Origin of the sequence: uncultured Tenacibaculum sp. (assembly GCF_947498805.1) — a bacterium.
Taxonomy (GTDB): domain Bacteria; phylum Bacteroidota; class Bacteroidia; order Flavobacteriales; family Flavobacteriaceae; genus Polaribacter.
The window spans coordinates 340,780-352,790 of record NZ_CANMLT010000003.1 but is presented as its reverse complement, the minus strand read 5'-3'; the positions used below and the strand labels follow the sequence as shown (position 1 = coordinate 352,790).

13 protein-coding genes are annotated in these 12,011 nt (G+C 30.1%); all 13 read left to right on the top strand.

Translation table 11 applies throughout. The features are described from left to right. The first annotated feature begins 147 nt into the window (after nt 1-147). The 13 genes from Q0873_RS07480 (at nt 148) to Q0873_RS07420 (ending at nt 11,962) form a co-directional block, all read left to right on the top strand. Nucleotides 148-2,700 (top strand): EndoU domain-containing protein, encoded by a 2,553-nt coding sequence (locus Q0873_RS07480; protein WP_299105594.1) that lies wholly within the window; start codon nt 148-150, stop codon nt 2,698-2,700. Nucleotides 2,701-2,706: 6 nt separating this feature from the next. Then, complete coding sequence (locus Q0873_RS07475) at nt 2,707-3,069, top strand: hypothetical protein (protein ID WP_299105592.1); 363 nt, start codon at nt 2,707-2,709, stop codon at nt 3,067-3,069. 225 nt (nt 3,070-3,294) lie between these two features. After that, nucleotides 3,295-3,720, top strand: a complete 426-nt coding sequence (locus Q0873_RS07470) for an SMI1/KNR4 family protein (RefSeq protein WP_299105590.1) — start codon at nt 3,295-3,297, stop codon at nt 3,718-3,720. 105 nt (nt 3,721-3,825) lie between these two features. Beyond that, nucleotides 3,826-4,311: an SMI1/KNR4 family protein gene (locus tag Q0873_RS07465; protein WP_299105588.1), complete on the top strand. Its 486-nt coding sequence runs from the start codon at nt 3,826-3,828 to the stop codon at nt 4,309-4,311. Nucleotides 4,312-4,364: 53 nt separating this feature from the next. Further along, a complete protein-coding gene (locus Q0873_RS07460) occupies nt 4,365-4,811 on the top strand; it encodes a hypothetical protein (protein ID WP_299105586.1) in 447 nt (148 codons plus the stop codon). Nucleotides 4,812-5,112: 301 nt separating this feature from the next. Then, nucleotides 5,113-5,508: a hypothetical protein gene (locus Q0873_RS07455; RefSeq protein WP_299105584.1), complete on the top strand. Its 396-nt coding sequence runs from the start codon at nt 5,113-5,115 to the stop codon at nt 5,506-5,508. 228 nt (nt 5,509-5,736) lie between these two features. Beyond that, complete coding sequence (locus Q0873_RS07450) at nt 5,737-6,168, top strand: TIGR02594 family protein (RefSeq protein WP_299105582.1); 432 nt, start codon at nt 5,737-5,739, stop codon at nt 6,166-6,168. Beyond that, nucleotides 6,161-6,589 carry a phage holin family protein gene (locus Q0873_RS07445; protein WP_299105580.1) on the top strand — a complete coding sequence of 143 codons (429 nt, stop codon included), beginning with the start codon at nt 6,161-6,163 and terminating at the stop codon, nt 6,587-6,589. Before Q0873_RS07450 ends, Q0873_RS07445 begins: the two co-directional genes overlap by 8 nt. Nucleotides 6,590-6,657: 68 nt before the next feature. Beyond that, nucleotides 6,658-7,125 carry a hypothetical protein gene (locus Q0873_RS07440; protein WP_299105578.1) on the top strand — a complete coding sequence of 156 codons (468 nt, stop codon included), beginning with the start codon at nt 6,658-6,660 and terminating at the stop codon, nt 7,123-7,125. A gap of 85 nt (nt 7,126-7,210) precedes the next feature. Next, nucleotides 7,211-8,926: a hypothetical protein gene (locus Q0873_RS07435; protein ID WP_299105575.1), complete on the top strand. Its 1,716-nt coding sequence runs from the start codon at nt 7,211-7,213 to the stop codon at nt 8,924-8,926. 7 nt (nt 8,927-8,933) lie between these two features. Beyond that, nucleotides 8,934-9,080, top strand: a complete 147-nt coding sequence (locus Q0873_RS07430; protein WP_299105573.1) for a hypothetical protein — start codon at nt 8,934-8,936, stop codon at nt 9,078-9,080. A gap of 86 nt (nt 9,081-9,166) precedes the next feature. Beyond that, a complete protein-coding gene (locus Q0873_RS07425; RefSeq protein WP_299105570.1) occupies nt 9,167-10,330 on the top strand; it encodes a hypothetical protein in 1,164 nt (387 codons plus the stop codon). Nucleotides 10,331-10,459: 129 nt separating this feature from the next. Continuing rightward, complete coding sequence (locus Q0873_RS07420; protein ID WP_299105567.1) at nt 10,460-11,962, top strand: hypothetical protein; 1,503 nt, start codon at nt 10,460-10,462, stop codon at nt 11,960-11,962. Nucleotides 11,963-12,011: the final 49 nt, after the last annotated feature.

The window sequence follows — 12,011 nt, the reverse complement described above, 5'->3', positions numbered from 1 at the left end:
TAGCAAAGTAATCTCTTATTAGAAATACTTAACGTAAAGAGGACTTCCCTCTGCATTTATAACATTACAAATACATCCTCTTCTCTTTGAATTTAAAGAGAAGAGTAGGGTAAGGTTTGTTTTTAATAAACCTTAAAAACAAAAAAAATGCATGCACATATATATGGAAAAAAACACTTTAAACACAAAACCAATTTTAAAGACTTGGTGGTGTTTTCAGATGTAACACAAAATAAGATTGCAACAGAACTGCCTAGTGAAACCCTATATTTTGAAGTAGAAAAAGGATATGACGATGCTGATAAATGGTTTATTCATTTGAATAGCACATTGTCTGGAGAGTATGGAGATTTTTATACTCAAGAAAACCCAACTCCAGTAGGAGAAATAAAAAAAATACAATACGATACCGATAATGACATCAGTGCTTTAAATGATTTTTTAATAGATGGTGCATTGCCCTATTATAAAATTAACGAACGATTTTATGTAAAAATAGAAAACGCAGCACTTTTAGATGAAGTGTTTGTGGGTAAACAACCCAAAAGTAACCAAAAAAGTATTGAATACGATGCTTTTACTACGGTGTTTATTTCAGAAGATGGAGCACAACTATTACAAGCCTATGAAGCAATACAGCAAGTAAATGCACATGAAGTAGTCATTTTTATTGAACGTAATTCGGGTACCAATGCGTTTGGAACGGTGTTTAGAATTAAGCAAGGAGCAAATGTAAAAGCACTTATAGAAACAAACAGAACTCGAATTGCTGAAATAGCAAGAGCGTATGGAGTTGATGTTCTTGCAAATGAACTAAGTACCATGATTGCCGAAGAGCTCAAGAAGCAAAAAGAAAGTAAGTTTTACTTTATGTTGCCTTCGGGAGGAGGTAGGATTATTCGTTGGACGGCAAATGCTACTTTAGGAACTGTTTCAGAAATATTCAAAGAAGTGAGTAGTGGAATAGAAGGTTTTAAGCTAGGAGATGATTATTGGAAAACAGAAGTTGATGGAAAAGAAAACCCAAAGTACAACCCTTTGTTGCCAAAACTGAATTTCAATGAAGGCTTTTCGTCCGAAGAACTTGCAAGCAAAATATACAAAGAACGTATAGTACCATTAGAAATACCCATTGTAGATTTTGCAAAAGAACTCAATGAACATTGGTTGTTTAAAAAAATAGTTCCTTTTAAAAGTGAACGAATTTTAAAGTTGTTTCAAAACATTCCCAGTATTCTTAAAGAGTTTTTTGATGGAGTAAAGAACAAGCTACAAAACTCCTATGATTTTGTTAATGGATTGTTGGTAGGACTGCTTAACAGTATTGTTGATTTTTTCAAATCTATCTTCGATATTTTAGCTATTTTGGTAGATGTTTTGAATGGAATTATCCAGTCAGCAAAGTTCTTTGAAAAGCCAGGGCACTACTTTAGTATGTTGGTAGAAGGTTTTGAAAACCTGATAGATTTAGTGCTCAATACGTTTACACTAAAAAACTTAAAAGCCTGGGTGCAATTTCTAATATACTTACCAGTAGCAACAGCACAAGTATTAGTAGGCTTGTATACAAAAGCTTCTAATACAAGTGTTACTATTGATCCTGGAGCACTAGGCTATTATACCGGATTTTTGGTAGGATTTATTGCTTCTGAAGTGGTGCAGTTTATTGCTACTGGAGGAACCGCTAATATTGCAAAGGCAACTAGGGCTGTATTAAAATCCTATAAAGAATTAGCGAAGGTAGTTGTTAAAAAAACAGTACAAACAACAGAGCTAACGGTTGAGGTAGTGTTAGCAATGTATAGGAAGTTAGACGAGTTTGTTAAAAATATTCCTAAACATTTAGATGATCTAAAAACGTGGGTGAAGGAGTTTGTTGCTGGTCTGCAAGCTAAGGCTTTGGTTATAGATAGTGTAACCTATACTTTGGTAGACCCTCTTTCGATATTCGCTAATAGTCTTTTTAAGCTGTTCAAAGTAAATGCATGGAAAAAACTGAATAATATTGGGGTTTCTATGTTGAAAAATGAAGAGGGGCTATATACTTTTTATTATAATGATAAAAAACTAAAAGAAGGGTTAACTCAAGGTCAAGCTGAAGAATTCTTAAAGGAGTTATTTGTAAAGTCTAAGGATAAGCCTGATGATGTTGTTAAAAAATACTTGGATGAGTTAGTTGAATTAACTAAGTTGAAGAGCTTAAGAAAAGCTGCTTTAGAAAAGTATTTTAATAAGTTTGATGTTAATTTATTTAATCATATTTCTGGAGATGTTGCAGTTGAAACAATAAAAATTGTTTTTAGAGAAATTTCTTATGTTGGAACTTTTGGTCAAGGAGGACATTGGATTAATAAGTTTTTGGAAATAATAAGTATTACACACCCTCCTGGTATTAGTAATGTCACTAATTTATTAGATGATGTCCCTTTTAAAGCTAGAATTAAAGTCAAAAGTTTGAGAGGAAAAGTGTTTTCAAAACGAGCAGAATCATCTATGTTTCCTAAAAATTGGAATGAACAAAGGGTAAAAGAAGAAATAGCTTTTGTATATGAAAATACTTTTATCAAAGGTGTAAATAAAAGACCAAGTCAGCATGCAGATAAGTTTGATAAATTTGAAGGGCTTTCTACTAGTGGATTTAAAATAAGAATTGAAATAGATAAATCAGGTAACATAATGAATGCTTACCCTATAATATAATATAATATGAACTATAATTTTAAAACTCAAAAGTTAGATATTGACAAATCAATATATTATTTTATTGAACTTGACGATGAAAAAAATTATGCAATAGGCAGATTAAGTAGCCATGATTGGACATCAAAAAAAGCTCAAATAATACTTGATGAAATTGAATTAAGTAAGGAGAAGAAAAAAGAGGATGAGTATATTTGGGCTAATGAGGATTTAACATTGTATGCTAATGAGCATGGAGTATTCTTAATCGATGAAATTTCCATAAGGTATGGAGAAAAAGATCCTTCTAAAGTTGGATTGGAATTGTCTCACGATGAATTTATTTTATTTATGAAAGACTTTAAAAAGTTTATTGAAGAAAATGAATAAAGAGTAAATCTAAAAAAGCCACCTAAATTTAGGTGGCTTTTTTAAAAATATGCTCAGCTTAGAATGTTATAAAACAAGCTAGTAATACATGGTATCATTTAGATGATTTAGATGTTAATATGAAAAGTTCTTTACAATTAGTTATTTATGATTTGCATTTACAGACGTATACACATATGGGAGTCATAAGCAAATGAAAGTATTATTAAATTTAATAGATTAAAAATGGTAAAGTTTAAGCAAAAAGGAGGTTCAAGACTTGATATAAGAGATTTAGAAGAAATAGAAAATTTCTATAATATAAAGTTACCTGAAGATTATAAGATAAATATGTTAGAGTATAATGGAATCTCTCCAATAAATGAAGTGTATTATAAACCTAGTGTATGGGATGATGAAATAGAGTTGTTTTATATGCTTCCAATTAAAAATGGAAGTTCTACTGTTGAAACAAATAATGTGTTAAATGATTTGAGTTCTTATCCTGAAAAACATTTGATTATAGGAAGGACTAAGACGGGCGGGATATCAATGTCTTTTAAGGAAAAAGAGATAGGAGGTATTTATGTTTTTTATTCTGATGGAGAAATACATAAAATAGCAGGTTCATATACAGAATTTTTAGAAGGGTTAACGGAAGAGTATTTATAAAAGAAAGAAGTTAGTTATGTTTAAACCACCTAAATTTTAGGTGGTTTTTTAGGTGTTATCGTTGTAGTTGGTTTTTAATTATAGAAAAGAAAAAAAATAATAATTATGAAAGAATTAAATGTTAGTGAAAGTGAAAAACCAATATCAAAGACTGATTTAGATTTGTTTATAGATTCATATAATTTAAAAATTCCTGATTCGTATAAACAGTTTATTTTAAAGAATAATGGAGGGTATCCTGAATTTTCAGCTTATGGAAATCCTTATGAAGATGGTTTTGTAATAGATGTATTCTCTTGTTTTGATACTGAGTATGATAGATATAATAGTTCTAGTGAAGTTGCTTTGCCTAGTGTAAATGATACGATAGATACTCATCAAGTATTGGAAAACAACATTCCAAAGTTTTTGTTTTCATTCGGGTTAGATGAAGGAGGTAATGATTTCTGTATTTCAATGCGAGATGAAGATTTTGGAACTATTTATGCTTTTTACATGGATGGAACAGCGGAAGAACCTGTGTTTATTTGTGATTCTTTTGAGCAGTTTATAAATGGTTTGGAGGACATAGGGAAATACGAAGAAGATTAAGCGCTGTATAAGTTTAATATGTAGCTATTTTGAAAAAAAGGAAAAAATGGTATATGAATAGTGAAGAAAAATATGTTCCTAAGAGTTATCTTACAGTAGAAATGATTAAGGAAGTTATGGAAGAGTTTGATTGGCCTTCTCAGTACGAGGTATTTGAGGATGATGAAATGGTGAATACTTTTATCGTTAAATTTTTAGCATGTGAAATTGAGTTATATGATGTTCCAGAAGATGGAATTAATCTGACTTTTTTAACTTATGGTTTTGGTAAAAAATTAGATGCTGAATATTTAGAGGTGGTGTATTTAGAGTGTATAGATAATTATAATCCAGAAAAAGATATAGATGCTGAGTATAATAGTTATACGGATAGGGTGGATGATACAAGAAGAATGGTTAGAAACAAAATGAAAAACTTACAGTATTATCATTTAGGATTTATTAAAGGAGATAATCATGACTGGGTTAATAAATTCTTAGATAAAAAAAATATTTTGTAAAGAGTTGTTGTTTTTATTGATTCTGGAATTATGGAGAATGAAGAGTTTGGTTTGTTAACAGACGATAGACCAACGAATAAACCTTGGGAGCAATAATTAGAAATTAATATGTGAAAACCCACCTAATTTTAGGTGGGTTTTTTATTGAAAGATGTTGGGTGTTGTTTATTAATTTAAAATTTAAAACGTATTCTTATTAAAAACAACGAATTCTTATTTTAACAAAACAATATAAAAGTGTTAACAAAGTTTTAAAACATATGTTAATATGTTTATATTAGTCTAATGAAAAAAAATAGTTATGAAAAATCCAAAAATTAGTTATGAGAGGTTATTTAAAATAACCTGTAAAAAAAGTGTTGTTTGTTTGGCAGGGTCTATGTCTGTTATAAATGGAAAAGTATCTGAAAAGAATTTTGAAAACGAAGTTTATAAGGTTACTTTTTCTGCAATTATAAAAGATATAAAAATAATGAAAAGCATTATGTTTACTGCTAATGAATGTATTTGTGAAATAGAGATTAAGAAGCTCAAAGAACAACTGGGAATTGTTTTAGAAGGAGATGGGATGCGTTTTAAAATAGTTGCTTTTAAACATAGTTTTACACTTCAATTTGATCAATTAAATAGTGCTTTTGTAAATACTTGTTCTGTAAAAAATGGAGAAATTTTCTTTAGTAAAGATAAATTAGAATGATTCTAAAATAAAACATTATACAAAATAAGTTGTAATTTGTTTTGTATAATATGTAATATGTTTTATATTTGTATTGCTTTTCTAATAGTTCAATTATTTATTAACCCATTATGTTACGCAGAAACAGAAAAAGTTAAGATTAACCCCGAATCTGGTCAAGAAAAATGAAAAAGAATCTAAAACTTCAAAGTTTATATCTGCTAACGCTTAAAAGAATCAAACATTTGTATGAATAGTTTATTATCAACAGCGTTATCGCAATACGGAGTTAAAGAAGTAAAAGGCTCCAAAGATCATCCCCAAATTCTAAATTATTTCAAATCACTAGGATTTGAGGAATCTAAATTTAAAGACGAAACTGCTTGGTGTAGCGCCTTTGCAAATTGGGTAGCAAAACAAGCAGGTTATGAATACTCTAATAAATTAACGGCCCGTAGTTGGCTAGCTGTAGGAACTTCTACAAGTAACGCGCAACCAGGAGATGTGGTAGTTTTATGGAGAGAAAGCCCTAATAGTTGGAAGGGGCATGTTGGTTTCTTAATAAAAGAAACCAAACGTTATGTGTATTTGTTAGGAGGTAATCAAGGAAATAGTGTTAGTATAAAAGCATACCCTAAAAACAGGGTACTAGATGTAAGAAAGTTGAAAAAGAATGGATAAGTTATCACATATCATTTTTTGGCTATTAGCTTTACTATCGCCTTTAAATGGAGTGTTAACAACCATGATGCTATTAATAGTAGTTGATTTTATTACTGGGTCATATGCAGCTATAAAAAATAATTTCCCTATTCGAAGTATTCGAATAGGGCATACCGTATCTAAATTTTTTATATATAACCTTGTAATAATTTCAGCATATTTTTTAGAAAAACATATTGTAAATGAAGTACCTTTTTTAAAAATAATAGCAGGATTCATTGCTGTGACTGAGATTAAATCAATTTTAGAAAACTACAATAAAATTTATGGAGTAAACCCCTTTAGAGCATTGCATAACTTGTTAAAACAAACCGGTTTGCAAAGTACGCTAGAGCAAGATGCCAAAAAACAAAAGAACAAAGAAAAAGAAGAAGTTTAGTCGCTAACATAGTTTTTAGCGCCTCTTTTTTATCAAAAACAATTTAAAAACGATAAAAAAGAAGAAAAATGAAACAAAATAAAGAAACATTAAAAAAACACTTTGAAACCGGCGATAAGCCTACGCAACAACAATATGCCGATTTAATAGATAGTTATATTGATGCAAAACAACCAGCAGGAGAAGCAAATAGAAGATTTGTAATTGATGAAGCAGGAGAGGTGAGTGTTGCTTTAGATAAAAAAGGAGGAGATACTATTATAAAAGTATTTGATCTTTCCTCATTGCATGTGGTTGATAGTGTTTCCTATGAACTAGCACATAATTTTAATGTTAAAACTCATGTTAGAGTTGATGTATTATCTGGAGATGGATATCTAGACGCTCCTTTATCTACCAGTTTACAGAAGAAAGTTGTGTTAGATAATGCTGGAGTAATAACTTATGGAGCAAATTTATTGGAATTTTCTGGATGGGAAATACCAGCAAATGAGTTGTCAAGTCATAAGTTATTAATAGAATATATACCAAATTAATTAAAAACAAAGTTTAGTCGCTAGCATTGGTTTTTAGCGTCTCTTTTTTATCAGAAACAATTTAAAAACGATAAAAAAGAAGAAAATGAAAAAAAGCAAAGAAGAATTAAAACAATTTTTTGAAACAGGTGATAAGCCTACACAACAACAATATGCCGATTTAATAGATAGTTATATTGATGCAAAACAACCAGTAGGAGAAGCAAATAGAAGATTTGTAATTGACGATACAGGAGAGGTGAGTGTAGCTTCTGAACAAAAAAGTCCAGAATATACTTTATCAGATATTATTAATAATAAGTTGTCTTTATTGAAGGATGGAGTTGTTGTTAAGGAGCTTGATTTAACAAACTATATTGATGATACCAATTTAGCAAGATTAATTTCCGGAACTGTAGATGCAAATGGCATCGCAACTTTTACACGTGATGATAATTCAACATTTACAGTTGATTTAAGTAACTTAAAGGATACTGTTCCGGAATATCAAGCAGGAACAAATATCACTATCGATCGTACAGATCCTAATAATCCAATGATTAATGCCACGGCAGGAGGAACTATAGATACGAGTAATTTGGTTCCTTTTACAGGAGGAACTAAGCAGTTAGATTTAGCTAATGATATTAAGCTAGGTTCGTTGTTTACAAAGGTAGGTAAAGCGAGGCATAATGTTTATTTAAAGGATAAAGCAACAGGTAATAATGTTATAAAGCATCAAAATGAGTATTGGGATGGTACTAAATGGGTGTCAACATCAGGAATGATGGTTGGTTTCAATGCAGGAATAAATAACACAGGAGTAAATGCTAGTGGGTATGGAACAAACTCTTTAAAAGACAATACAGGACAAAATTCAAGTGGATTTGGAGTTAATTCTTTACAGGAAAATTCAGGAGCAAATGCTAGTGGATTTGGATTATCGGCTCTTTTAAGTAACACAGGTACGAATGCTTGCGGTTTTGGTAATAATACATTAAGTAGTAATACAGGTGATTATGTCAATGCCTTAGGAGCTGGTGCAATGTTACTTAATAAAGGACATCAATCTAATGGTTTTGGAACGGGAAGCTTAAGTGAGAACTTAGGAGATCGATCGAATGGATTTGGAAATTATGCATTACAGTTTAATTCAAAACCGTATTGTAATGGAGTAGGATATTATGCCTTAAATAGAAATTTAGGTACTGGTTCAAATGGTTTTGGAGGGTTTGCCTTAAGAGAAAATACAGGTTCACACTCTAATGGCTTTGGACAGAATGCTTTGATTTATAATCAAGGAGCTCTCAATACAGCTTTAGGACATAATTCCTTTGGAAGTTTTTATGCAGATTCAGACAAAGCTAAAACAGTTACTTCCTCTGAAGTTGATACTACTAATAATCGAATAACAATTAATAACCATTTGTTTGGAAGTAATAATTCTTTAGTGCATTTAAAATATAATATAACAGGTACAACACCTATTGGAGGATTGTATAATAATAGTGTTTTTATATTTAAAATTATAGATGCCAACACAATAGAGTTTATAAGTAATTTGTATAGTGTAGGTTCAGGAGAACATACTTTTACTCCGCAATACGCTTATACAAACACAACAACAATAGGTAGTAATTCGCATCCCACAAAAACAAATCAAGTAGTATTAGGGAATACAAGTGTTGTTGAAGTAACAACTTCTGGAGATTATGTGAGTACCGGAGTGGGTAGAGGGGTAATTCTTAAAACTCCAGATGGTACAAAACAATATCGTATTGGTATTGACAATTCAGGAAGTATAGTAACAACATTGATATAGAATAATCGTGGAAAAAGAACAAAAAGAAGCTTTAACATTTTTAATTAAATGTGCAGAGTATGCTCAAAGTAAAGGGGTTTTAAGTTTATCGGAAGCTAATAATGCATTTAATTCCATAAACATTTTACTGCCTTTGTTAGAGGAAAAAGAATAATTAAAAAATAAAAGTTTAGTCGCTAACATAGTTTTTAGCGCCTCTTTTTTATCAAAAACAATTTAAAAACGATAAAAAAGAAGAGAATGAAAAAAAGCAAAGAAGAATTAAAACAGTTTTTTGAAACAGGTGATAAGCCTACACAACAACAATATGCCGATTTAATAGACAGTTATATCGATGCAAAACAACTACAAGGGGAAGCAAATAGAAGATTTGTAATTGATGCAACAGGAGAGGTGAGTGTTGCTTCTGAACAAAAAAGCCCAGAATATACTTTATCAGATATTATTAATAATAAGTTGTCTTTATTGAAGGATGAAGTTGTTGTTAAGGAGCTTGATTTAACAAACTATATTGATGATACCAATTTAGCACGATTAGTTTCTGGAACATTAGATATAAATGGCATAGCAACTTTTACACGTGATGATAATTCAACATTTACAGTTGATTTGAGTAATTTAAAAGATACTATTGAAATAAAAATAAAAGATAGTAATGGTACTGAAAAGTTTGCAGTTACTAATAGCTTGCGTTTTGATGATTTTTTTGACTACAATGCGACAGAAAAGGAAATTATTTTCAATAGCTCAAGAGTACGAGTTATAACTAGTAAATTATTAAGTAATAGTGCGTTTTTGGCAAATGTTTCATTTTCTAATATAGACACTACAACTACAGTTACTGGTTTGAGTACATCTATTGGGCGTCCATTTAATCAAGATGTATCCCAATCTGAAAAAATTTTTAAGATTGATTTTTTAAATGATTTTGTTTGGCGTCGAGATTCTTCTACTTTAAACGATGTGCCAAAATCAATAAAAGTTAATGTGTGGCTAAAACCGAATGGAGGTTCTTTTTTTCCAAGTACCTCAAATAAAGAAGTATTGTTGTATTCAATTAAAGCAAACGAAAATAGTTTACAATCATTAACCACTTCTGGAGAAACCTTTTTTTATAATAATTCTATTCCTTTGGTAATGAATAAAATACTTTATTACGGGACAGATACAACAAGAATAAAATATTCTTTAAAAGAGTTTGACCTTAATGAAAATGTGGTTTCTACAACACCGAAAAGTTATGTCTTTTATAATAATAATAGTGGTGACGTAAGAGAAATAGATAACGCCATAACTTTTTCAGTTTTTATGACTGCTGAGATAGATAATACTGGCGTTACTACACCTACTCAATGGGGAGGTAATTTTAGTTGCAAGCACTATTTAATCGAAAAAATAAAATAATGAATAGTTTACAATTAAAGTATTATTCAATACTGTAAAACAAACGAACATTAAAAGTTTAGTCGCTAGCAATCGTTTTTAGCGTCTCTTTTTTATCAAAACATTTTAAAAACGATAAAAAAGAAGAAAATGAAAAAAAGCAAAGAAGAATTAAAACAATTTTTTGAAACAGGCGATAAGCCTACACAAAAACAATATGCCGATTTAATCGATAGCTATATTGATGCAAAACAACCAGCAGGAGGAGCAAATAGAAGATTTGTAATTGATGAAGCAGGAGAGGTGAGTGTTGCTTCCGAACAAAAAAGTCCAGAATATACCCTGTCAGATATTAATAATAATAAGTTGTCTTTATTGAAGGATGGAGTTGTTGTTAAGGAGCTTGATTTAACAAATTATATTGATGACACTAATTTAGCACGATTAGTTTCTGGAACATTAGATGTAAACGGCATCGCAACATTTACACGTGATGATAATTCAACATTTACTGTAGATTTGAGTAATTTAAAAGATACACAAATACAAGCAGATTTTAATCAAACTAATATTGCAAGTGCTGATTTTATTAAGAATAAACCAGATGTTATTACGTATGATGAAAGATCAAATTTATCTACTTTAAGCAGGGTTATTCAAAGTTATAGCATAACTACGTATAATGCTCCATCTGATATAGGGGCTTTAGATTTTACCCAAAAGAAAGTGTATGCTATAGTAAATTATAATGGAGCAAATTATATAGCGTTTAAAGAGAATGGAAGTTCGACTGATACTCCTATAGATGTAGCTAACCATGCAGATCTTTGTGTTATGAATACAAACACAAATGCTTTGTTAGAAAGAACAACTGCTATTAGTATAGCAGGGTTTAATGTATTTAAGTTAAAATTAGGAGGGTCGTTGGTTTTTACTCCTTTAGATGCAACGAGAACGGTAAAACTATGTTTGTACACTTTAAAGAGTGTTATAGATAAATCTAAGTTTAGAACAATAACCTCTAGATTAACACCAAATTATAGTTTTTTAGCGAATGCAGAGTTAAATTCGGTAAATACAACAACTACGGTTAATGGAGTTGAAACTTCTATCGGAAAGCCTTTTGATCAATACAATGACGCACAAAATGAGAAAATTTTTAAAATAGATTTCTTAAATAAATTTATATGGAAGAACGGAGTGTTTTCAATAAATGATTTACCAAATCATATTAAGTTTAAGGTTTATTTAAAGCCTAATAATGGCTCTTTTTTTTCAAATACAACAAACAAGGAGATATTACTTTATACAGTAACCGCAACACAATCTGATTTACAAAATGTAAGTGCCGGAAGTAAACTCTTTAATAATAGTTCTATTGATTTGATATTGAATAAAATGATATTTGGCACCTTAACTACCGATGTAACTTATAATCAAACTCATTTTGATTTTAACGGAAATGTACTTTCTAAAACCTTTCAAAATTATAAGTTCTACGATAACAATTCTTCAGTAAGAAGAGTAATCGATGAGAATATTTCATTTAGTGTTTTTATTGGTATTGAGGTTGATAATCAAAATGTTGTTAATCCAACACCATGGAGTTCAATACTACAGGTTAAGCATTATTTGATCGAGCAAATTATGTAATATAAAAATAAAAGTTTAGTCGCTAACAATTGTTTTTAGCGCCTCTTTT